The organism is Lysinibacillus sp. BPa_S21, from assembly GCF_023337795.1.
GTDB lineage: Bacteria > Bacillota > Bacilli > Bacillales_A > Planococcaceae > Lysinibacillus.
The window spans coordinates 54722-78540 of the sequence record NZ_JALIRS010000007.1; the positions used below are offsets into that span (position 1 = coordinate 54722).

Sequence of the window (23819 nt, forward strand, 5' to 3'; positions counted from 1 at the left end):
GTCACACGACAAAATGTGCCACATCCTTTACACTATCTTTAAAAGGAGGATAGTACCTACTATGAAAAATTTTTCATCTTTTATTACAACCCACGCAAAAGCTATCGTAACCTTATGGTTCGTCATTTTTATTACCATGGCTATGTTTGCCATACAACTCCCAAGTAAGCTTCACGGAGATGGTTTTTTTGTTAAAGGCGATCACACCTATGTAACAAATGAGCTTGCAAAAACATTTGATTTGCCTTCCGATACAATTTTGGTCGTCTTCAATCCAGCTGACGATAAGAAAATTCAAGATACATTAAAAAAATTAGAAAAAGTTAAGGAGATTCATTCAGTCCAGTCACCACTTAATGACGCTTCTTTACAAAAGAATGGTATAGCTTATGCAATGGTTCATATTAAAAATAATGTTGATGGTCTACCTGATGTTGTGAAAGACATCCGCTCATTAATAGAGGATGACGGTGTGAACATTACAGGCGGGCCTGTTATTTCAGCAGACATCAATACAGCCAGTCAAAAGGATTTAGCATCAGCGGAAGCAATAGGCTTACCAATCGCTATCATAGTGCTATTACTTGCTTTCGGTACTGTCGTAGCCTCCATCTTACCTATCATTATCGGCATTGTTACTGTTGGTACTGCGTTTGGAATTTTGACTTTATTTAGCGGTAATATAAATTTATCAATTTTTGTGTTAAATATCGTGCCCATGCTTGGACTTGCATTAAGCATTGATTTTGCCTTGTTGTTTATAAACCGGTATCGCGAAGAACGTGCCCACACATCCATTGTACAAGCAATTCAAACGGCGATACAGACAGCTGGCCGTTCTATCATCTTTTCTGCTGCTTGTGTCATGATCGGCTTAGGCGCCATGATTGTCATTGACGTCGAAATTTTCCACAATATCGCTCTAGGAGGCGCAATTGTTGTATTCCTTGCAGTGCTTTCTGGTTTAACATTGCTACCTGCTACAATGATGCTATTAGGAGATCGCCTAGATAAATGGCGAGTTTTACGTGTAAAACCTGCTGGAGCAAATCGTTGGCGTGGCTTTGCTGGTTTTGTCATGAAACATCCAGTTGCCATCGTCATTGTGGCATTACTTTTACTAGGTATTGGTATGATTCCATTGAAGGATATTAAACTTACCATTCCTCAAGTGGATTCATTACCGACAAAATATGATGCTCGTGCTGCTTATGATCAGTTAGACGAAACGTTTGGACTTGGTGATACCTCAACTTTATATTTATTAGCAGAACGTAAGGAAGGCTGGGAAGATCGTAAGGCAAGAGAGCTTATTTTTAATATTCAAGAACAATTACTTGATGACCCTTTAGTGAGTCATGTATCAACCATTTATACGACGGCTAACATTAAGTCCCCTGAGGAACTGACGGCTTCTTTGAAAATCCCTCAAGCGGCAGAACAATTAAAACCAATACTAAATACATTTTCTAAAGATAAACAACTCTTTATCCCAATTACATTGGATGCAGCTGGTTCATCAAGTACTGCTCAACAATTCGCTCGAACATGGAAAGATAAGGATTTAGGTGTCAACTTTGCTCTCGGAGGTCATGCGAAATTCAATCAAGAAATTTTCGATGAAATTGCCAATAAAATTGTCTTGGCCGTATCCGTTATTATCATTTCTACTTTCTTAATTTTAATGCTCGCTTTCCGCTCTATTTTAATTCCACTGAAAGCGATTATTATGAATATCATTGGACTTTCATCCGCTTTCGGTATTCTCGTCTATATTTTCCAATACGGACATTTTGGGATTGAAGCCGGTACCATTGTCCTTATTATCCCGGTAATTGTATTTTGTCTTGTATTCGGCTTAAGTATGGATTATGAAGTCTTTTTAATATCACGCATTCAAGAGGAATATCAAAAAGGCGCGGATAATACACGTGCTACGATTGATGGTCTAACTTCTACAAGTCGTATCATTACGTCAGCAGCGCTTATTATGATTGTAATAACAGGGGCGTTCGCTTTTACAGATGTGATGCCAGTGAAGCAAATTGGGGTTGGTATCGCTATTGCAGTTGCCCTTGACGCAACGATTATTCGTCTCATGCTCGTTCCAAGTCTTATGAAGCTCTTTGGGGACTGGAATTGGTGGCTTCCCTTCGCGAAGAAGCAAAAATAAAAAAATCCGCAACCTCCCGTGAGCTCTTCACTCAAAGGTTGCGGATTTTCCCTTATTTTGAATAAATACGGTCGTACCATTCTTTTGCAGCTTCTACCTCAGGCATTGTTAGCTGATGACCGTAATTAAACCATGCAGTTGTCACATCGGCCCCAGCTGACGTTAAAAGTCCCTCTAATTCTTCAGATTCCTGAGCAGTACACATTGGATCATTCGTTCCAGCACCGATAAAGACAGGGATTGAAGAAAGTGTAGGCAATTTAATATCACGTCTAGGTACCATCGGATGATGCAGTATTGCACCTGCTAAAGCATCCTCATAATGGAATAATAGGCTAGCAGCAATATTCGCGCCATTAGAATAGCCGATAGCAACCACTCGATTACGGTCAAAGCTATACTGCTGTGCTGCCTCTAATAAAAAGTCATTTAATTCCTTCGTGCGGAAAATTAAATCCTCTATATCAAAAACACCTTCCGCTAAACGACGGAAAAAGCGTGGCATACCATTTTCGAGTACATTTCCACGGACACTTAAAATGCTTGCTGTCTCATCAATTTCCTTCGCAAGACCAATTAAGCTTTGTTCATTTCCACCCGTACCATGTAACAGTAAAAAAGTTGGTTTTGTTTCATCTGTTCCTTTATAAAAAACGTGCTGCATTGACAGTCCACCTCTCAATTATCTTGAATTCGAGATAATTGTAGCCTGTGGCAAAATTAAATTCAAGCTCTTTGACTTATTAATTTCTCGATTTTCACTATTTGGCTGTTCCTTATGATCTTTATAAAATTTTGTGATCGTAAATACTGAAAATAAACAAGCAGCTAGAACAACAACAATAACTATTCCCACTAATTTTTTCCCATTCATTCGTTAGTATCCCCCGAATTACTTATTTCTTTTTACGAAAACCTTCTTCAAGTAAATATTCTTTCGCAGCATCATGTGTACCAAAGGCTTCCTCTAAATTGTCTCCATGATAAACATTCCAAGAACGTTGCTCAAAGGCTAGCATTAATTGAGCACCCTCACGATTTTGCCATATCTCTTCGATTGGCCCTTGCTCCTCTACTTCTTCTGATAAATATTGAATGGCATCTTCAATAATTTCGCGAAGCTGTTGTTCATCATAGTCACGAATATTGACTAGGCCTTTATCATTTGCTTCTTCCTCATAGCGCAATAAATCACCAACAAAGACGAAGCCGTTGCCATTTGGGTGTAGCTTTTCCACAACAATGGTCTTTTCGTAAAGGCTATCCATAAAGTGATAATTTAAGCGTTTTAATGAAATTTCCTTCTTTGTCAGTTCAGGAAATGAGTCGATGATTGCTTGCTTTTGTTCAAATGTTAGCATATAAAAATGCTCCTTTTCTATTCAATATCTCTTTTAGTATAACTTATTCTTCCTGTTATATTGAAGTAAAATAGATAGTACTAAAAGTAAAGTTTGATGTCCATAACGTGTGGATTGATTTCCGTTCCGACTGGGCGCTTTCCTGGGGGCGTCCGATGAGCCGCTTCGCTTCGCTGCAGGGTCTCATCTGTGACGCTAATCCCCAAGGAGTCGCCCAGTTTCCACTCCAATCAACTTATTCGCATAGCATACGTTTTAACAAAATGTCATCCCTAAATTAAGACGAGAGACCCAAATTAGAAAATCACATCAATATAACGTAGCAGGCGTTATCACAGGATGTGATGTTTTTAGCCTTCGTTCCTCTATCGCTAATCCCCGAGGAGTGGCCCAATCTCCACTCCAATCAACTTATTTGCGTAGCATATGTTTTAACAAAATGTCATCCCTAAATTACGATGAGAGACCCAAATTAGAAAATTACAGCACTATAACGCAGAGTTGATTTCCGTTCCAACTGGACGCTTCCCTGAGGCGTCCGGCCAACAGATGTTTTTGCGCGAAAGCGTAGAGGCAGCGGCACCGAGGTAGGACACAACTTATATACATGACATACTCTTTAACAAAATTAATGATGAGACAAGAAATCAGAGCCTAATCATTTTCCCTATAAAGTAAATAAAATAATCCGCTTAAAACTCCCTGTGGAAAAAGCAAGAGCACACCGATATGGCTCATACCTTGTCCACAGAAAGCGAAGCGGATTTTATCTTTGAATTCTTATGGCGTGCTTTTCAGTCACCCTCCACAATTCATAACGTTTTATTAAAGATTTTATCTTTTGCAAACTGTATAACATGTGCAACGTATAGTTCACGGTAAGGGACGAATTGCGCTGTACTTACCGGGCGTACAATTTTCACCCGTTGACCATCAGGGAAATATTCATAGCCTTCAATATTCAAAGTAGCTGTTTCTCCTAAAAAGAATGCCTCTGCTTCGTCAAGCTTTGCACGAACTACCCCTGACACTTCCTCATACTGCAATTCAAATGATTCCCAATCGTGTTTGAATGGATAAATAAAAACATGACAAAATTCATTGTCAATCATGTTTTCTGAAACAATACTACAAGATGTCATGCCCATTTTAACAACATCGTGTACATCGACATCGAGTCCTAATTCTTCCTTCACTTCACGAATTCCCGATTCTACTGTCTCTATGGCTAATAGATGCCCCGCTGCTGTAATATCGAGCAAGCCAGGGTAGTCCTTTTTTTGAGCACTACGGATTTGGAAATAAATATAGTCCTCATTGACAAGCCAACAGTGGAATGTTTCATGCCATAGTCCTTTTTGATGTACCTCTGCTCTCGTTGCTGTCCCAATCTGTTCATGCTGTTCATTAAAAACTTTCACAATTTCTTGTTCCATTTTTTCGACTCCTAAACTGACTTCGTAGCCTTTTTCTTAATGACATTACGTTCATCATAAATATTGGATGCGATCACTTTCAATACTGCATAAAATGGTACAGCAATGATAATACCGATAAAGCCTGCAATATTACCTGCTGCTAAAATAACTGTAATAACTGTTAACGGATGTATATCTAGACTTTTCCCCATTACATTAGGCGTTATAAAGTTACTATCAATTTGCTGTGCCACGAGTGTGACTACTGACACCCATATGACTAACACCGGATCCTGAACAACAGCCACGATTAGTGCTGGTGTAAAGGCGATCCAAGGTCCAATAAACGGAATCATATTCATAAAGAAAGCAAATATAACGAGTAGCAACGAATATTCTAGACCTATAATTAAATACCCGACATACATAATGAGCGCTAGTAAAAAACTAATTTGCAGCTGTCCTTGAATATAGCTACGTAAAACATCGTCAATCTCACTTAACGTCTTTTTCACCCATTCTCGACGTTCACCACTGAAATATTTATAAATCGATGGTGCAAATTTTTCATGATCCTTCAACATAAAAATAAAGAAAAATGGAATTAAAATAGCTAATAAAGATACTGATACAACTGATTGTAAAAACGAAACTAGCCCCTTACTTGCCACAACGGCAATATGCTGCGTAGAATTTGCCATATTGTCGATAAAATCTTTTAACTGTGGTGGGAAGTTATCCTTGTTTTTAAACATTTTAAACACATAATCAGCTGCATCTTGAATACCAGCACTAATCTGTGGTACATTTTTCACTAAATTATTTACCTGCACGGCAATCGGATTACCAACAATCCAACCAAAGCCACCAACAAGCGCTATTAGTCCAATGACGATCGTTAATATACTTGCCCATCTCGGAAATTTACGCTTCTCTAAAAACCTTTGAATCGGCTCCGTAACATAATACAACACACCGCCAAGCAATAAAGGTACAAAAATAGCCTTTAAAATAATCACTAGCGGCGAAAAGATCCAATGAATCTCTATAAAATATTTAATAACTAGTAGTGCAAGTAAAATCCCTACCCCTACTTGAAACCAAACTTTCCTCGTCACTTTCTTCACTTCCTTTTATCACAGTTACTGAAAATACTACTTATATATTCACCATTTCGCAAGTATCCTATTAGCTATCGACAAAATAAAAGAGTTTTTGAAACTAAAAAAATTCGCAACCCTCCAACAGGCAATCCCTTGAGCCCTCAAATGCTAAAGCATCTGAAGAGGCTCACACAGCTTGCCTTCCACAGGAGTGTCGCAAATTTCGCTAATGTAATAAAATGTAATAGTTTATAATTTTGTATCTTCTATTGAATTTAAGTAATCTTCAATATCACCAATAACCGATTCAACACAACCGTCCTCAAATGGCGAAATTAAGCCTGCTTCTTTTACAAGCTTCGTAAAGGACATTGAACCTCCTAAACCACATAAATGAATATAGTCCTTCCAGGCAGCTTCAAATTCTTCACGCGAACGTTTCCAGAATTGGAATGCACAAATTTGCGCTAATGTGTAATCGATATAATAGAACGGACTTGAATAAATATGAGCTTGACGTTGCCATATACCGCCAGCTTCTAAATAGCTGTTATGATCATAGTCACGGTGTGGTAAATATGTCTCCTCAATTTTTTTCCACGCAGCTTTACGCTCTGCTGGTGTCATATTCGGATTTTCATAGATTACATGCTGGAACTCATCCACTGCAACACCGTAAGGAAGGAATAATAAACCACTACTTAAATGTGTGAATTTATATTTTTCTGTATCTTCCTTAAAGAATAGCTCCATCCATGGCCATGTGAAAAATTCCATACTCATCGAATGAATTTCACAAGATTCATATGTTGGCCATAAATATTCCGGGATTCCAATGTTCCGACTTGAATAGACTTGGAAAGCATGCCCTGCTTCATGTGTTAACACGTCGATATCGCCGGAAGTACCATTAAAGTTCGAGAAGATGAATGGTGAATGATAGTTTTCGATAAACGTACAATAACCGCCACTCTCTTTTCCTTTCTTTGCCACTAAGTCCATTAATTCATGGTCAATCATAAAGTTGAAGAATTCACCAGTCTCTGGTGATAACTCTTCATACATTTTTTTACCGTTTGCAACAATCCATTCCGGATCGCCTTTTGGTGTAGCATTTCCTGTTACAAAGTTGAATGCTTCATCATAGAACTTAAAATCAGAAATACCAATACGCTTTGCCTGACGTTCATATAATTTTGTTGCAATCGGTACGATTAAATCACGAACTTGGTCACGGAATTTCTTTACCATATCTGCATTATAATCAATGCGATTCATACGAATATAACCAAGCTCAACATAGTTTTTATAACCTAATTTAACGGCAATTTCATGACGCACCTTCACAAGTTCATCATATAGTCGATCAAATTCCCCTTCATGCTCGGCAAAAAAGCCAAAACGTGCATCCGTTGCTGCCTTACGCATTTCACGATCAGTAGACTCTGCATATGGGCCAAGCTGAGCAAGCGTTAATGTTTCACCATTAAAGTCAATTTGCGCTGAGGCAACTAGTTTATTATATTCTGAAACAAGCTTGTTCTCCTTTTGCATTAGATCAATGACTACAGGTGAAAAGCCCTTAATTTGATACGTCGCTAAATCAAATAATTGCTGACCCCATTTTTCTTCTAACTGCTCACGGAATGGTGAAGCGATGAGTGCTTTATAATATTCTGTTGTTACCTCTTCCAACTCTGGCCCAACCTCGTCAAAATAATCGCGTTCTGCATGATAAAACTCATCATTAGTATCGATAGAAGCACGAATGTACACTAAGTTCGCCATCGTAGCATAGTCATTACTCAATTCGTTTAATTTCTCAATTATTTCACTTTGCTCGTCCATCGTTTGTGCATTTTTAAATTGGTCAATTAAAGATAATTGTTGCTCCTTCATTGCCTCGATATTCGGACGGCTGTACGCATAGTCTTTAAACGTTTTCATAGAAATCCCCTCTTTCTGTCATATACCCCGTTATGTTTCTATTATATGCCAAATCTATATTATTAAGAAATAAATTAATAGCCAAATATATATGTTTTTAATAATGCTGCCTTTTCCCGTAGCGTTAACTTCAATTCCACCGATTTTGGCGTTTTTGCCGCAACGACATCTACTTCAAAACCTAAAGATTCAGCTAAAAATTTTGCACGCTTTAAATGAAAATCATTAGAGAGAATCGTAATTTTCTTCATTTCCTTAGGTAAAAGTTCTTTAGAAAATAATAAGTTCTCATAAGTCGAAGTAGATTGGTCTTCTACTACTATTCTATCAGTCTCAATGCCATTGTCCTGTAGGTATTTAAGCATTACAGAAGCCTCAGTACGATCCTCGTCTTCCCCTTTTCCACCTGATACAATTACTTTTACATGAGGATACTTTTTTAAATACTTTACAGCCTCCTCTAATCTATTTTGCAAAGAAAGCGATGGAATTCCACCCGGCTTTACCTTTGCCCCCAGGACAATCATGTATGCAGCTGTTCCATCTGCAGCTGGCTGGACACCTTGTCTAATCTCCTCACCGAGCCAAATATAAACAACAATGCCCATAGCAAGTAGTATAATCCCTAACCTCGTTACCCATTTCTTCATGATTCACCTCCCCTTTACCAATTATTAACGTAAGGTAAAGAAAAAGGATGCTTGTACTAGAATTACTGTACAAACATCCTGATTGATTATCTTAATACAAAGCGCTTAATAGATTCCTGTAACGCCGTTATTTCATCTGTTAAATCACTAGAAGATTCACTAACAAGCTGAATGGCACGTTGTTGTTCATCAACAGATGCCGTTACCTCCTCTGATGCAGCAGCATTTTTCTCACTAATCATCGCAATACTTTCGATAGATCGCATAATATAATCCTTTGAGCTATTCAAGTGTTCTACTCCCTCAGTCATTTCCCCAATGACTGAAATAATTTTCTCTACGGACAATTCTATTTCCTTAAATGATGCCTCTGTTACGGCAACCGAATCATTTTGCTCACGAACAATAACGTTTGTTTTCTTCATTTCATCGTTCACTAAATTCGTTTCGCTTTCAATCCCCTTTAAGGTTGTATGCACTAGCTCAGTTGCTACAGATGTTTGATCTGCTAGCTTACGTACCTCCTCTGCAACAACCGCAAAGCCCTTGCCATGCTCACCAGCTCTAGCTGCCTCTATAGATGCATTCAATGCAAGTAGATTCGTCTGATCAGAAATTTCGGTAATGGTACCGACAATACCCTCAATTTCCCTTACTTTCACAATTAAGCTATTAAATACAGCATGCACATTATTAATCAATTCTGAAGACTCGTGTGATTTCTCTTTTAAGCCATTTAAATTTATAAGCCCCTCTTGATTTGTTCGCTTCATATGTCGAGATGCATCAAGCATTACTTCATTTTTGTTATGCAATCCTTCAATCTGCTGGGCGAAATCGATGGTTGTTTTATTCGTATCCTCAGCATCTGAAGCTTGCTTTACTGCACCATCTGAGACCTCATTTATCGCTTTTACAATTGTATCTCCATAAGCGTTAGTTTCCTCTGCCACAGATGTTAAATTTGACGACGTCGACTGAATTTCTACAATAGCTTCCTCTACATCTGTAATTAATGTTTTCAGTTGATCAACCATTTCATTAAAGCCTTCATTTAATTGACCGATCTCATCTGTGCGTTGTAGATGTTCAATTTCCACAGTTAAATTCCCCTTTGCTACCTCCCGCACACGTTTTGATAACTTTTTAACAGGTAAAGCTAAGTGTCTTGAAACCATGATGACAACTACAGCACCTATAATAATGGCACCTAATAATGTAATACCAATAACGAGTAATAGTGAATTAGCTTCTTTATTAAAGTCTTGCATATATGTACCTGACACAACGATCCATCCCCAATTAGGATCCTTTGCAGAATAAATTATTTTATCAGCTAATACATCTTGACCCGGTAGCTCAAACTCATATTGTGTATACCCTCCACCAGCAAGTGCCTTTTCAGTCACTTCTCGAATAAAATAATTGCCACTACTATCTTGATCGTTCCATAGGCTGTCCCCTTCCCGAGTCGGATGGGTAGTTAATGTTCCTTTATCATCTAAAACATATATGTATCCATACTCCCCCAAGTCTCCAGGATAATTAATCGGCCTCTTTCCTTCACTATCCTTTGGTCCTAGAAACGCCTCCCGCACTCGCTCCTGTGCGACTTCTAAAGAAATGTCGCCCCTCTTAACACTCTCATTCGTAAGCTCAATTAATTGCAAAGAAGATTCAACACTATTTTTAATAACTTGTTTGCCAATATCCTCCATACCTTTTTTTGCTTTTTCATAACTGACTAAACCTATGACTAAGCTAGGCACAATTAAAAGCGCTAATGAAATAATAATTAATTTCCCCTGTATCGAACGTGTAAACTTCATGCTTTAGCCCCCCTTTTTTCTCTTCGTTCGCATGACTATTAATCTATATTATGTAATGATTTGAAATTTTTCACAATGGGTAAATCGTAATTTATGTATGAATTATTCGACTTTTTACCCAAATATACTTTATTTCCTAATTTCCATTCCACTTAGCAATTTTTTGAAGGCGTTAGAAATAGGCTATTATACACATTTCAATCATGAAGAAAAAACTATCTTTCTACAAGGATATACCTTATAGAAAAATAGTTTTTTGATTTTTATCGCAAAGCACTTATGTCTCGGCATAAGTGCGTCCGTAATCTGCTTTGCAAGAAGTTAAAAACCAGTAGCTTAATTTGCTACTGGTTTCATATGTTTATATTATTCGCCTAAATCTGCGTTATGATAAACGTTTTGGACATCCTCTAAATCTTCTAGTGCATCAATTAGTTTTTCAAATTTCGCAATGTCGTCACCAGTTAATGCTACTTCTGTTTGTGGAAGCATTGAAAGCTCTGCTACTGTAAATTCTTGAATACCAGCAGCTTTAAGTGCTTCTTGTGCAGCAAAGAATTGGTCTGGCTCTGCATAAATAATGACAGCCTCATCTTCTTCTAAAATATCACGAGCATCAATATCTGCTTCCATTAAGATTTCAAGAACCTCATCTGCTGACTTACCTTCTAAACCGATAACTGCTGTTGAATCGAACATGTAGGCAACAGATCCACTGACACCCATATTCCCATTGTTTTTACCAAACGCTGCACGTACATCAGAAGCAGTACGATTCACATTGTTTGTTAAGGCATCAACAATTAGCATAGTGCCGGCTGGTCCAAAACCTTCGTAACGTAATTCGTCGAAGTTTTCATCGCCGCCGCCTTTCGCTTTATCAATTGCTTTTTCAATAATATGTTTAGGAACACTGTATGTTTTTGCTCGCTCAAGAACAACTTTAAGTGCACGGTTTGATTCTGGATCTGGCTCGCCTGATTTAGCTGCCACATAAATTTCACGGCCAAATTTTGCATTGATACGGCTTGTGCTTTGGTCCTTAGACGCTTTCTTTTCTTTAATATTGTTCCACTTACGACCCATAGTTTCCACTCTCTTTCAATGTTGAAGTTTATAAAAATCATAGATGCGCAGCTGCACATCTGTTAATGGTAATGAAATACGTATCGTATCTTTACTCTGCAAATAATAACACAAATGATGCTTGCAAAGCTAGATATACCAATGTTTAAGGTCGGTTTTTGAAGAATAAAGTAAAAAATCAGATCATCACCATAATGTGGGGTTGATTTCCGTTCCGGCTGGGCGCTTTGTTGCTGTCGCTTCGCTTTCGCACAGATAAAACATTGCCGCTGACGCTTCGCTTTCGCGCAGAAAACATTTGCCGCTGACGCTTCGCTTTCGCGCAGAGCAAAGCTTCCTGGGGGCGTCCGATGAGCCGCTGATCCCCAAGGAGTCGCCTAGCCTCCACTCCAATCAACTTATTTGCATAGCATCAGTTCTAAATGTCATCCACACGTTATGGCGATCATCAAAAAAATTGTTTCAGTTGAGCCACTTTACAATTGTTTTTCTACTTTGATTTTTTCTAACAATGCCCGACACCCTTCTAAAACTAGATCATAGGTCTCCTGAAAATCTCCTGTATAGTACGGATCAGGTACGTCTTTTCTATGGTCAGTTAAATCTAAAAAGCGGAAAATCTTTGGAGAATTGGGATTGCCAAGCATCGTTCGGATATTACGTATGTTGCTTTCATCCATTCCAATAATGTAATCAAATTTTTCAAAGTCCGCCTTTTGTAATTGTCGGCCCTGCATCCCTTTTGTTGAGATGCCATACTCTTTTAGCTTATCTTGTGTTCCCCTGTGTGGAGGTTCGCCAATATGCCAAGAGCTTGTAGCTGCCGAATCTACTTCGACTTTATGACTTAAATGCTCTCTTTCTACTAAATCACGCATGACCGCTTCAGCCATTGGTGATCGACATATATTCCCCAAACATACAAAAAGTACTCGAATCATTTTATATCCTCCTACAACAAAGCACTCAAAATCAACTTGATTCTAAGTGCTTCTTAGTTGTCTCACATACTACTGACAGAATCTTACTTCAAAGGATGTGAAAGCTTTTGTTTGTGTTCCTCACTAGGAGTTGTCCTACGCATGATGTTTCACTTTATTTCTTTGCCGCTGCAACTCGCTTCTCTAAATCTTCGGTTAATGCTACTAACTCATGCTCAAGGCGATGTGTAAATTCCTCGCGCCCTTCTTTACCTTTACCCGTTACATAAAATGGCTCACCATAAATTAAATAACCTTTTCCACGTTTAAAGACATCCCCAGCATTACGTGCACCCACGTAAGCAGCCGGGACAATTTGCACTTTGGCTAACTGTGCTATCGTAATTGCACCTTGCTTTAAATCTGAACCTTCCGCATTTCGCGTACCAGAAGGGAATATCCCAACAACTTTCCCTTCTTTCAATAACTGCGAAGGAATCTTAATAACGCTCGGTCCCGGATTTTCACGGTCAACCGGAAAAGCATTTAATCGCTCTATTAGCCAGCCAAGACCTTTTATATCAAACAATTGCTTTTTAGCCATAAAGTGAATTTCTCGAGGATATACTGCAACACCAAGATTTAAAATATCGACATAGCCCGTGTGTGTACATGCAATAATAAACCCACCTTCCTTCGGTAAGTTTTGCTCTTCATATACACGCGCTTTTGAACCCGTTAATTTCAAAATCACTTTGACAACATTTGCTATAAATTTATACACTGTTTCATTCCTACCTTATTCAATAGTTATTCTCATTGTAATCGAAAAGACCAGTATATCGCAATTGCATGTAAAATAATTAAACCTTTCCCACTAATATATCAACATCAATCGTAATTTCTTCTAACTGGATATCGGTTTCCTCTTTTTTATGCCAGCCCATCGGTGTCATTTCAAGCAATGCTGGTACAAGCTCTGTAGCTAACGGTACCGTATAAGTTATGCGTTCCACACTAACCTCAGCAAAGCTTTCTTTAAAGCGAGCAACTATTTGTTCATTCGAATACGACTCCTTAGTAGAATCTGCATATAATTGCGCTCGAAGCTCCTGTAGATACCCGCTTTGAGGTACAACCTTAATAACACAACCATTCTGAGTTAATAGACGTTTAAATTCTTCGTAATTGGCAGGCGATAAAATATTTAATATAGCATCAAAGCTTGATTTGGCAAATGGGCTTTTCGCTAAATCACCAACACACCAAATTTGCTCTGGATAATGTCGGGCTGCAGCAAGTATGCCTTCCTTCGCTATATCAATACCAATGCCAATACAGTTATCTTGTTTATGCTCCATAATACGGGCTAAATGCGAACCCTCGCCACACCCTGTATCTAGAACGGTTTCTGCATTAGCCATTAGCTCGCCGATTTTATCTTCTACTACATCATAGATACCACTATCGATAACTGCTTTTCGAGATTCAAAGAGATCTTTACTGTACTTCGAAACAGCACCATGTGTCAGCATATTGACATAGCCCTGCTTGGCAATATCAAAAGAATGATTTGAGGAACAAACTAATCTACCTTGCTCAAAAACATCCATTGACTCCTGACAAATTGGACAAGCAAAAATCTTCATATTTTTAGTCATTAAGGCTGCCCCTGCAGCTCTTTTAGAAAGTGCCCCCATTAATTTACCTCCTTCTGTTCTGTAGGTGAAACAAGTGCAAAACGCTCCCACTTACGACTTTTCCATCTAAAGTATACGATAATGGCCCGCATCCATTCATCTGCCGAAATCGCCAGCCAAATACCTACTAACCCCCAATCCAACACGAAGACAAACAAGTACCCGAGTGGGAGGCTCATACATACCATTGATAAGAAACCAATTTTCACTGGGAATCTTGCATCCCCTGAGGCACGCAACGAGTTTATAACGACAATATTCATCGTGCGCCCTGTTTCAAGTAAAATACTTAACGCTAGGACAGATGCCCCGATAGCTATGACCTCTGGATTATCAGTAAAAACGTGCATAAGTTGCTTACGAAATATTGTCACAACCGCAACCATAGTTATCGTAAAGGCAAAAGCTGCACGGACACTTATCCAAAGCTGACGGTACGCTTGATCTTTCTTACCAGCACCAACATTTCGCCCAATAATTATAGCTGTGCCTGTCCCGATTGCAATCGCAAATAAATACGTAAACATCGAAATATTCATGGCATATTGTCTTGCTGCCAGTGTTTCTGCGCCTAAATAGGTTGCATAATAAAGGAAGACAATCTGACAGAACTGATAAAGTACCTGCTCAAATGCTGACGGTAAACCTATATTTAATATTTTTCGAACATATTCCTTTGAAAACTCGAAGTAATATTCTAGCTTCACTCTTACTTCCATGACTTGATACAACAGCCAGAAAAACACAACAACTGCTAATCCCCTACTGACAACCGAGGAAATAGCCGCACCTTTTACACCTAACTCCGGCATTCCTAAGTTACCAAAGATTAAACCGTAATTTAAGATAACGTGTAGCACATTCATCCCTAGTGATACATACATCGTTTGCTTTGTCCATCCATGTACACGGATAATCGCGGCTAGCGCATTTATAATCGCCTGTAAAAAAATAAAGCTTCCTATAATTATTAAATAGCTTTGAGCGTATTTAAGCACTTCTCCCTGCAAGTTCATCATGGACATTAAATGACTTGAAAAGAAGAAAAATAAGATACTCATCAGTAATCCAACGACCAAATTCATCGTTACTGCTAAAGCGGAAATCTTCGCAGCCTCAAAAAAGCGCCTTGAACCTAAATATTGAGATACAACAATGGAAGCACCATTACCCACTACCTCAAGTATTAAAATTGCAATATGAATATATTGATTGGCCGCACCAACCCCTGATACAGCATTATCTGATAAAGCACTGAGCATAAAAGTATCGGCTAGTCCCATTAACATAAATAAAAATACTTCTAAAAATATAGGCCATGTTAAATGGAATAAACTTAACTTATTTGTTTCTTTTATATCACTTTCTCTTAATGCATCTCCCAATACTTTTCACTTCTCCTATACGCTTCATAAAGATTTTGCGGGCAGTCAGTCGGCAAGCTGCCAATTTTGACGGACCTCTTTCCGTCACCCTGCCTTTTCAATCAGCTGCTTCGACCCGTTCATTCGTCGCTCTGACTTCTTTCCGCCACGTCGGCCCCGTTCTAAACGCTGCAGCTCAGAATTGGACTTGTCCTTATAAGGTGAACGTTTTGTTCCTGACGCTGCGCTTTCGGTACAGATTAACACATGACAAAAATATATAGTATCTTACTATAGATCTTTAGGCTACTATAATACGGCAAAAAAATCCCTCTCACAATTTTATGTGAAAGGGCTTCTTATCATTTTAAGCAATAGTCCTGTAATTGCTTACGTTTTTCTATCGTTAAGTCAAACTCTTGCTCTAAAAAAGCGATCTTAGAGCCATATCGGTTGTCCATTGCATCAAATGCCGCTTGTAAATAGTCCTCACGGGCAGACATCAATGCGTAAAATTGCTGTAATTCTCGATCGTTATAATCTTGCTGAATGGTCTGAGCCATTCGTTCTACTAAGGGACTTAAATGTACGTTTGTATCTAAATAGTCCTCCATTATCGTTTCCTCAGGTACATCTAAAGCAAGTAAAATAAGTGCACTACCAATACCTGTTCGATCCTTCCCGACCGCACAATGATGAACAAGGCCTAAGTTTTCAGGATGTTGAATCGTTGCCATTAACCTTTTAAATGAGTCATTGTTAAAAGGCATTTGTGCATAAAATTCTCGGAACATCTCTGTGCTTACAACTTTATAAAAATCCTTTCCACCAGTGTTTGTAGGCATCTCAAAAGCATGATTTCCCTTCGCTGGAATTTGAATATACTCAGCTTGTGTGAATACCGGATTTGGATTATTTTGAGCCTCATGATTGTCTCGATAATCAAAAATTGTTTTCACACCTAGTGTTTCAAATAGCTCCTTATCCGCTTTCGTCATTTTACCAAGTGCTGCTGAGCGATAAATCAAACCATTCTTAACTACGCGCCCATCCCTCGACTTATAACCACCCATATCACGAAAATTATAAACTGCCTCAAACGGAATAATCTTCATATCAAACTGTTTCACTCACCGCACCTCTTCCTATTAGCAAGCATACTTAGTTCTATTTTATAGAACAATTCGATATAATACCAATTTTCGCACTAGGGAATGTCATACACTAATTCGAGCGATGAGGAGGGGGTGACCGTGATCACTTTTCTACGCTTCACCTGATCACTTTTCCTGCAAAGCGGAGCAGTTTCCCACTCCACCCGATCACTTTTCCTTCAAAGCAGGGTAGGGCCAAAGAATCTTCATAGTAAATCACTCACTACCAGAAAATTATCCAGCAAAAAAAGCTGCCCTCGATAAAGGACAGCTCCAAAATACTATTTTTCAATATCAATTATTTAAATAACTCAGGGTATACAGCTTTTGCTATTAACTCAACAGCTTCACCAATACGTGGACCTGGACGGTTGGAAACATCAGTATCTATATAGTAAACTGCTTTATTTTGAATAGCCGTGATTGTATTCCATCCATCACGAGAAAGAATTTCTGCAGCTGGGTCTTTCGCATAGTTTACTGTTGTTAATATAACATCTGGGTTTTTCGCAATAACATCTTCCTCAGATACCTTTGCCCAGCTTTGGAGGTTATCAAAAACGTTTTTAACATTCGCAGCATTTAAAATCTCTTGTTGGAATGTACCAGAACCAGCCGTATATATGTCTGGCTTCGGACTAATTTCTAGGTAAATATTTTTTGGCGTTTTCACATCTTTAACTTTCGCTTGGACTTCCGCAATTTTAGCTTTAATATCTTCATTTAATTTGTCGCCTTTATTTTCGATTCCCATCACCGTTGCGATTTGTTGGATATCACCGTAAACATCATCAAATGAAGTAGCTGATTGAATGGCAAACACTTTAATACCTGCATCCTCGAGACCTTTTAATGCCGTTAACGTTTCTTCATTTCCAGTTGTATAGGCAATAACTACATCTGGCTTTAACGTTAAAATACGCTCACTATTGAATTTTACGGAATCAGAAACACGCTCAATTTTTTGAGCTTCTTCTGGATACGTATCAAATTCTGTTGCACCAACGATTTTATCGCCAACGCCTAGAGCAAATAAAATTTCTGTATTACTCGGTTGCAACGAAACAATAGTTTTAGGTACTGCAGCAAACTCTACTTCTACGCCACGGTCATCCTTAACTTTATAACTTGTTTTCTCGACTTGTTGATCTTCTTTAGAAACGGTCTTTTTATTAGTATCCTCTTTCGTACCACAGCCAACTAATACAAGTGCCAGCATCAATACTGAAAGCCATTGCAGCTTTAACATTTTCTTCATTTCATTGATTCTCCTTTTTCTTTTTCATCGGGTATGACTTACTAATAAACGGTATTTCAGCAATACCAGCATGCTGATTCATATAGACAGCCATTACAAAAAAGACATTGGCCAGTAATCCTAAGTAATCAAAGAGAATAGCTGGTACTTCTCGTTCTTCAGATACTTTGTGCAAAACACGATATGATTTTTTCGCTTCACTGCGGCATAAATGTAATGCAGTAGCAGCCTCTGTTCCTTGAGGTAATACAAAGTTTTGTATTTCATCCTTAACATGACTAACATAGAAATCATAGCGATTACTTAGCCAAGTCAAATCATCTGCGGTTACTGCTAATTTACCTCGGACAGAGCCATTTACATGGTAAGCCATTGGCAAAATGGTAAGTAAATCATCTGATACTACTTTTACATTTTCCTTTTTCACCGCCGCCAAAGCGACACCAATATGTGTAGTAAGGCTATCCGTTCGAATTTCAAAATCTACTGTGGATGCCTGTTCACGCATAAATGGATAACAAGAATAACGTGCATCTTTTTTCAAATCTAAGTCCCCGCTTTCCTTCGTGAAAAACTCTTACTTATAACATCCGTGAATCTCATCAGATGCATTAATAAGTGCACATAAAAAAACGTTGTTTCCACTCCTAAGGAAACAACGAAAATAACATAAAATAGTGTCGCGTAGACACATCAAAGCCTATGTATTTGCCGCATATTCTCCTAGCTTCCGAAGAGTTATCTATACGTTCAAACAAAGGTCGGTCTCCTGGCTTGTACAGTTCACTACATTATAATCACGTCGTGAGTCATAAAAAGCCTTCCCATTAAATAGTTCAACAGTGGCATATTTTTATGATTTCTGTACTTACAGTTGCGGAAACAGCTCCGGATTTTCACCGAATTCCCGATTATGCTATAGTTCAGCACCCTTATTCTGCAAGAATTATTCACTTGTTATGCAGTTTAACATAGATTGATAGGAAAAAATAGCTGTGGAATTAGAATAAACAAATACGATGAATAAAATCATGTAGGTATCTTTATGCACACAAATATTTTTGATTGCCTTCAGAGACATTTCCCATACTCGTGCTGGTATTTGTTTTGATACATATAATGAATTGCTTAATTTTTAACGAAAGAATCTGTACAAAAAATAGCCATTCCAAACGTTTAACGGATGGCATTCTTATACTTCATTTTGCTTTTTGCATCTTCCTCTTCTTCTATTAAACGTCGGGCAATCTCTAGTAATTTTGGGTCATTCGTTGCATCGAATAGCTTTTTAAAAGATACAATAATATCATAACGTATCAATGTCGGGTGCTTTTCATCAAGGCATATTTGAAATCTTTTCGCCAAATATGAAACGACTAAATCTCTTTGTACCTGCCCTGCTAAACCTATTCTCCAAATCGCCTGCAAAGTATGCCTCGCCGTTCCTGTTTCTTCATCATAAGTTATTGCCCAAATCTTTAAGAAATCTTCTAACACTCTTTCTTCAGGGTCACTTTTTGCTGCTAATGCGCATAAAAATTGTGCAGCACTTGCACGGACATGTCCATTTTTAGATGTAAGAGCCTGAACAAGTTGTTCCCAAACTGAATATGTCCAGTCAACTGGTTCCTGCATAATTTTCATTAATTCTTCGTATGATTTATATTGAATATCTCGGTCATGCTCTGTTAAATTACTAAAAAGTTGCAAAATCTCTTTTTCCATGATTCATCCCTACCTTTATTGTTTCAGAACGTAAAAAATGGTGAACTTGCAAGTGTTATCTTAATTTCTATCATTTGTTACTTTAGTGCTACAAAACTAAAGTCTCAAATAATTTAATTTTTTAGGATAGCTTCATAACTGTATATTTCAAAATTATCAGAAATGAGGTTCAAGATGCAAGAAATCATTTCCGGTTACGGGAAAAACACATAATCCTTTTAATAACCATGTCTATAGTAGTAAATATATCAACTTATGTAAATTTATTCATCCTAGATGTTATTTTACTCATTATTCGTCGAGTAGTCGAGCCTAATTTATCGGATAGCCCTATCCTTGCGTGATTTATCAGTTAGCTTTTACGGGCTACACTCCAAATAATAAAAAAAGGTTATCTTTGTAAATGACTTACAAAGATAACCTTTTCGTGTTTTAAATCGTCTATATAATAGTAGGGCTCAGTAAATCTCTTTTGCTGAAAAATTAAATACGACCGAAGCCTACTAAATATTGCTTCCACCAATCAAGTGATTCGATAACAACACCTCTATTTTGAGCATCGATCATCGTGTTGTTGCCTAAGTAAATACCTACATGCGCGATACCTGAACCATAGCTGAAGAATACTAGGTCACCTACACGTGCCTCACTTGCTGAAATACGTTGTGTTGCTAAATATTGTTGTGATGCTGTACGTGGTAAAGATACGCCTGCTTGTTTATAAGACCATTGTACAAGACCTGAACAGTCAAATCCTGTCGATGGGTTACTTCCGCCCCAAACATAGCTACGACCTAGGAATTGCTTCGCAGTTGAAATAGCATCACCTGAAGATGCAGTGCCTGATCCAGAACCAATAGTTACTTGTGGTGATTTTTCATTGTTCTCTTTGCCACTATTGCTACTATTGTTAGCGTTGCTAGTATTTCTATTATTGTTCACGTTGTTATTTGCATTGTTGTTACCGTTGTTGTTTGTTGCTTGTACAACTGGAGTGGCTGCTTGAAGTGCACGTAAACGAGCTGCTTCTTCCTCTGCTGCTTTACGTTCTGCTTCTAAACGTTCTTCTTCTTGTTTCGTTGCAATTTGTGCCTTTAATGCAAGAGATTTCGCTTCGTTTTCAGCTTTTTTCACTTCCATTTCGCTTTCCTTTTGTTGAAGCTCTTGGAATTGCTTTTGAAGCTCTTTTTGTTTTTCATTTAATGTTGTTTTTTGTTTCTCTAAGTCAGCCTTGTCTGCTTCTTGTTGATCAACTAATTCTTGGTCAGCATCCATTAATGTTTTTACCGCTACGACACGGTCCATTAAATCTGCAAAGCTTTTTGATTCAAGAACAGCGTTTAAATAAACACCTACAGTAGTATCTTGAGCTTGGTATGCAGCCATACGATCACTTAAAATCGCTGAACGTTGCTCAATACGTTTTTTAGTATCTACAATATTTGCATCAACTTCTTTAATATCCGCCTGTACTTTGTTAAATACTTTTACTTTTTCATCGATTTCTTTTTCTAGTTTAGTTAATTCTTCTTGTAGCTTTTTAACTTCTTTATCTATTTTAGCCTTCTTATCAATCATTTGTTGAGATGTTTCTTCTGCGTGCACTACTGTTGGTTGAACTGTATTAAATAATAAGCCGCCAGCTAGTGCTAATGCTAGCACCATCGACTTACGCCATTTATTGCGCTTACCCACGTTATTCTTTCCCTTCACTAGTCAATTTCGTTCTTAGAATTTTAATGTAATCATTGGAACGATTTCTTTTATTTATCTTATATTTTATTAGCCTTTTAAAGTTTAGCACTATCAGCATAACTTTTATACTATTTCACGCCTTTTTAATCGTATAGTAAAACTCGAAACATTCTTGTAATATTCATGTAAATTCTAATATATTCTACAAAATTACGTTTTATTCTACACGACAACGTTTTTAACTGCTTTACCATTAGACCCACTATCTTCTTTGTAATATTTTTGTAATATTTCTAAGGAACGTTTTCACAATAAAAATAGGTAAAGGAACATGTCCCCTACCTAAAAATAATGTATATCCATAAACAAAGATTGATTTTCACTGCTAGCGGCACTTCTATTGCTTCATAGAACGTAGCGCTTGGATAGAAAGCCGTACTAAGAGAATGGCACATAAAAATAACCCCAAGTATGCAGCTGTATTTAAGTAAACAGCATACGTATCCTGAATGAATTGTGAGATGGCTAAAAGTGCTACCGAAATAATACCAAAGGTAATACCAACGAGCAGCAGGACGAAACGGGAAAATAGATTGGTTATAAAACGAGCATTATCCTCATCCGAAAAAACATCGTGATGTAAAATAATTTTTCCACTTTCTACCCGTTGAATAAGTTGGTCGATTCGTCTTGGCATTTTGCGCAATGTCGGTATAAGCATTGACAATTCTTCCTGTAAACGTTCCTTTGCGGCCATTGGTTCTTTAAATGGCTTCAGGAAGGATGCTCGCATATAGACAGATGAAAATTCTTTCGCTTCTGTAAAAATATCAAAACTTGGGTCAATCACCCGTAATGTTCCATCTAATGTTACTAAGGAACGTAGTGCTAAAGCTACTGCAGGGTAGAAAGCAAGACCGAAATCACGAACAACCGTAAATAACGCATGTATTAATTCCTCTGTTGGAATCCGATCAACGTAAGAGATTTTCAAGAGAATTTGATCTATAGCTTGCTCCATCTTTGCACGTTCTGCATGATCAGCATTTTCAACCATTAATGTTAGGCCGTCATATAAAATACTTGAATCATTTAGCTGAATTCCCATTAAAAATTGCTTTAAGCCCTCTTGTTGTGTAGCCCCCAAACGGCCAACAGCTCCAAAATCCAGCAGTATCGGTTTGCCATCCATCTCATCAATTTGAATATTCCCCGGATGCGGATCTGCATGAAATATACCTGAAAGAAGCGCCTGCTCAAAGAAGGAATATAACACAGTCCGTGCAAACTGCTTACGATCACACTCTAATTGGTTAAATGCAGCCGTAGCATTGGCAACACTTTTCCCTCGTACGTATTCCATGACAATAATATTTTCCTGACAATATTCTATATAGATTTTAGGAATCCTCACCTTATAATCGCTTTTGGCAAGTGCATTCGTCACCTGTAATGTATTACGAGCCTCAATATCTAAATGGGTTTCCTCACGTAACCCATCTGCAAATCCTTTAGCAAGCTCTCGAAAACCAAGTGATTCAGCCCATGTAGACTTAGTTGAAAGCCAGTTGGCAAATTCCTCTAAAATATCAAGATCGTCTCGCATAATCCCCTTCACTTCTGGACGCAGTAGCTTGACCACGACTTCATCAAAATTTTTCAATCGTGCCTTATGTACTTGTCCAATGGAGGCTGCTGCAATAGGCTCCATTTGAAAGCTTGTAAATATTTCATTCATAGGCTTTGGAAGTGAATTTTCTAATATTTGTGTTACCTGCTCTGACGGTAAAGGCTTCACACTATCCTGTAGTTTCTCTAACTCGGCAATAAAGATAGGCGAAAATAGTTCCTTACGAGTAGAAAGTACCTGACCAAATTTAATAAATATCCCACCACATTGCTCCAAAGTTACTCTTAAAGCAACGGCAAGCTCTTTTTCATTTTCTCGTTGTCTTGCGTATTTAATCGTTTGAACAACGCCATTTGTCACAGCTATTTTTAACACCTGACGCAAGCGCTTTTGTTGTCGCCAGTAGCTTCGAAGGCGCATGAAAAAATTTTTTTGCCCATTACGACGATCCCTGGCCCTAATACCACTTGAATCGAAAAGCTCAAAAACGAGATAGAGCAACATCGAAATTAGTAGCATGCAACCAATCCAAATAAGTGTACTGACCTCTGTCACAGTTTGCATCACCGGTTCGTACAAAAAATCTGTATGACGTAAATAAGTGTACCAGTAAACAAAGGACGTTAGCGTCACACTAATAACGACAGAAAGAATCCTACGTATAAAATTTATATTTGAACCAATTAATCGACCACTTACAATATAAATAAGCCCTGATACAACAATGATTTGAATGAAAAACTTCAAATAAATCAATAGCGTCACCTCCGATGCCATTTCCTAATACTGCTAGTATAACAAATCTA

20 protein-coding genes and 1 riboswitch are annotated in these 23819 nt (G+C 38.0%); of the genes, 1 reads left to right on the forward strand and 19 read right to left on the reverse strand.

Going from position 1 to position 23819, the window contains the following annotated elements:
• Nucleotides 1–61: 61 nt before the first annotated feature.
• A complete protein-coding gene (locus tag MOK21_RS14870; RefSeq protein WP_249074780.1) occupies nt 62–2173 on the forward strand; it encodes an MMPL family transporter in 2112 nt (703 codons plus the stop codon).
• A 52-nt stretch (nt 2174–2225) separates the two neighbouring features.
• Here the strand turns inward: MOK21_RS14870 and MOK21_RS14875 are convergent, their stop codons facing one another.
• The 19 genes from MOK21_RS14875 to MOK21_RS14965 form a co-directional block, all read right to left on the reverse strand.
• Nucleotides 2226–2837, reverse strand: a complete 612-nt coding sequence (locus MOK21_RS14875; protein ID WP_249074781.1) for an alpha/beta hydrolase — start codon at nt 2835–2837, stop codon at nt 2226–2228.
• Between the two features lie 18 nt (nt 2838–2855).
• Complete coding sequence (locus tag MOK21_RS14880) at nt 2856–3047, reverse strand: hypothetical protein (protein WP_197143811.1); 192 nt, start codon at nt 3045–3047, stop codon at nt 2856–2858.
• 22 nt (nt 3048–3069) lie between these two features.
• Nucleotides 3070–3534 carry a P-loop NTPase family protein gene (locus tag MOK21_RS14885; RefSeq protein ID WP_249074782.1) on the reverse strand — a complete coding sequence of 155 codons (465 nt, stop codon included), beginning with the start codon at nt 3532–3534 and terminating at the stop codon, nt 3070–3072.
• A gap of 812 nt (nt 3535–4346) precedes the next feature.
• Nucleotides 4347–4970, reverse strand: a complete 624-nt coding sequence (locus MOK21_RS14890; protein WP_249074783.1) for an NUDIX hydrolase — start codon at nt 4968–4970, stop codon at nt 4347–4349.
• Nucleotides 4971–4981: 11 nt separating this feature from the next.
• Nucleotides 4982–6070: an AI-2E family transporter gene (locus tag MOK21_RS14895; protein WP_249074784.1), complete on the reverse strand. Its 1089-nt coding sequence runs from the start codon at nt 6068–6070 to the stop codon at nt 4982–4984.
• A gap of 234 nt (nt 6071–6304) precedes the next feature.
• Complete coding sequence (locus MOK21_RS14900) at nt 6305–8002, reverse strand: M3 family oligoendopeptidase (protein ID WP_249074785.1); 1698 nt, start codon at nt 8000–8002, stop codon at nt 6305–6307.
• Between the two features lie 74 nt (nt 8003–8076).
• Entirely contained in the window at nt 8077–8652 is a 576-nt protein-coding gene (locus MOK21_RS14905) for a YdcF family protein (RefSeq protein ID WP_249074786.1), read from the reverse strand.
• 86 nt (nt 8653–8738) lie between these two features.
• Nucleotides 8739–10481: a methyl-accepting chemotaxis protein gene (locus MOK21_RS14910; RefSeq protein WP_249074787.1), complete on the reverse strand. Its 1743-nt coding sequence runs from the start codon at nt 10479–10481 to the stop codon at nt 8739–8741.
• Nucleotides 10482–10847: 366 nt separating this feature from the next.
• Nucleotides 10848–11567 (reverse strand): YebC/PmpR family DNA-binding transcriptional regulator, encoded by a 720-nt coding sequence (locus tag MOK21_RS14915; RefSeq protein WP_249074788.1) that lies wholly within the window; start codon nt 11565–11567, stop codon nt 10848–10850.
• Nucleotides 11568–12043: 476 nt separating this feature from the next.
• Entirely contained in the window at nt 12044–12508 is a 465-nt protein-coding gene (locus tag MOK21_RS14920; protein ID WP_249074789.1) for a low molecular weight protein-tyrosine-phosphatase, read from the reverse strand.
• Between the two features lie 154 nt (nt 12509–12662).
• The gene (locus MOK21_RS14925; protein ID WP_249074790.1) at nt 12663–13271 is read right to left on the reverse strand and encodes a lysophospholipid acyltransferase family protein; all 609 of its coding nucleotides are present in this window, start codon (nt 13269–13271) and stop codon (nt 12663–12665) included.
• Between the two features lie 79 nt (nt 13272–13350).
• Complete coding sequence (locus MOK21_RS14930; protein ID WP_249074791.1) at nt 13351–14187, reverse strand: putative RNA methyltransferase; 837 nt, start codon at nt 14185–14187, stop codon at nt 13351–13353.
• Nucleotides 14187–15545 (reverse strand): MATE family efflux transporter, encoded by a 1359-nt coding sequence (locus MOK21_RS14935; RefSeq protein ID WP_249074950.1) that lies wholly within the window; start codon nt 15543–15545, stop codon nt 14187–14189. Before MOK21_RS14935 ends, MOK21_RS14930 begins: the two co-directional genes overlap by 1 nt.
• 368 nt (nt 15546–15913) lie before the next feature.
• Nucleotides 15914–16681, reverse strand: a complete 768-nt coding sequence (locus MOK21_RS14940) for a tyrosine-protein phosphatase (protein WP_249074792.1) — start codon at nt 16679–16681, stop codon at nt 15914–15916.
• Between the two features lie 322 nt (nt 16682–17003).
• A complete protein-coding gene (locus MOK21_RS14945) occupies nt 17004–17963 on the reverse strand; it encodes an ABC transporter substrate-binding protein (protein WP_249074793.1) in 960 nt (319 codons plus the stop codon).
• A 1-nt stretch (nt 17964) separates the two neighbouring features.
• On the reverse strand, nt 17965–18507 hold the full coding sequence (locus MOK21_RS14950) for a hypothetical protein (RefSeq protein ID WP_249074794.1): 543 nt from the start codon (nt 18505–18507) through the stop codon (nt 17965–17967).
• Between the two features lie 198 nt (nt 18508–18705).
• Nucleotides 18706–18913: riboswitch (cobalamin riboswitch) on the reverse strand.
• Nucleotides 18914–19139: 226 nt separating this feature from the next.
• A complete protein-coding gene (locus MOK21_RS14955) occupies nt 19140–19688 on the reverse strand; it encodes a hypothetical protein (RefSeq protein ID WP_249074795.1) in 549 nt (182 codons plus the stop codon).
• A gap of 483 nt (nt 19689–20171) precedes the next feature.
• Entirely contained in the window at nt 20172–21401 is a 1230-nt protein-coding gene (locus MOK21_RS14960; RefSeq protein WP_374110184.1) for a C40 family peptidase, read from the reverse strand.
• A 379-nt stretch (nt 21402–21780) separates the two neighbouring features.
• Nucleotides 21781–23769 (reverse strand): ABC1 kinase family protein, encoded by a 1989-nt coding sequence (locus tag MOK21_RS14965; protein WP_249074797.1) that lies wholly within the window; start codon nt 23767–23769, stop codon nt 21781–21783.
• Between the last annotated feature and the right edge of the window lie 50 nt (nt 23770–23819).